Source organism: Frankia sp. CcWB2 (genome assembly GCF_977927585.1).
Window position 1 is genome coordinate 1 of record NZ_CDWRCM010000012.1, and the last position, 975, is coordinate 975.

Annotated in this window: 1 pseudogene; it reads right to left on the bottom strand. The window is 64.4% G+C overall.

Annotated features, from left to right (window positions below):
• Window positions 1–68 precede the first annotated feature (68 nt).
• Window positions 69–956: pseudogene (locus tag ACY45C_RS02690) on the bottom strand (AAA family ATPase).
• Window positions 957–975 lie beyond the last annotated feature (19 nt).

Sequence of the window (975 nt, forward strand, 5' to 3'; positions counted from 1 at the left end):
GTAATCAGTTCGATGGATTCGATCAGTTCAATGGAGTTGATGGAGTCGATGGGTTGGGCTCGGGCGGTTCAGTTCGCGCCGAGCTTGAGGTGACTGATGGCTCGGGCCTGGTCGCTGGCGTGCTTGAGAACGACGCCGAGGGTCGAGGCGACGGCGGCCTCGTCGAACGTGTCGAATCCGAGCGCGAGCACGGTCTGGCCTCAGTCGATGGTCTCGGCGATGGAGGGCGCCTTCTTCAGTTCCATCGCCCGCAGCGCGCGGACGATCCGGACCAGCGATTCGGCCTGCCTCTCCGGGAGATCGGGCACCCGGGAGAGCACGATCTCCTTCTCCCGCTCGGCCGAGGGATAGTCCAGGTTGAGGTAGAGGCAGCGCCGCTTGAGCGCCTCGGACAGCTCCCGCGTCGCGTTGGAGGTCAGGATGACGAAGGGACGGCGGGCGGCGCTGATGGTACCGAGCTCCGGAATCGTCACCTGGAAGTCGGACAGCACCTCCAGCAGCAGGCCTTCCACCTCGACGTCGGCCTTGTCGGTCTCGTCGACGAGCAGCACCGTCGGCTCCTGGCAGCGGATCGCCGTCAACAGCGGCCGAGAGAGCAGGAACTCCTCGCTGAAGATGTCGTCGTGGGCCTGCTGCCAACCCTCGGCACCGCCGTCTCCCGATCCGGCCTGAATGCGCAGCAGTTGCTTCTTGTAGTTCCATTCGTACAATGCGCGAGCTTCATCAAGCCCTTCGTAACACTGCAGCCGAATGAGCTCGGCGCCAACCGCGGTCGCCAGCGCCTTCGCGAGCTCGGTTTTACCGACACCCGCGGGCCCCTCCACAAGCAGCGGTTTACGCAGCCGATCCGCGAGGAAGACTGTGGTGGCAATCGCCTCGTCCGCAAGGTATCCGGTCATGCGAAGCCGTTCCCGCACATCAGCGACGTCGGCGAAAGCGTGTTCCTGCAGCGACATGGCCACCTTGGAGTCGAAA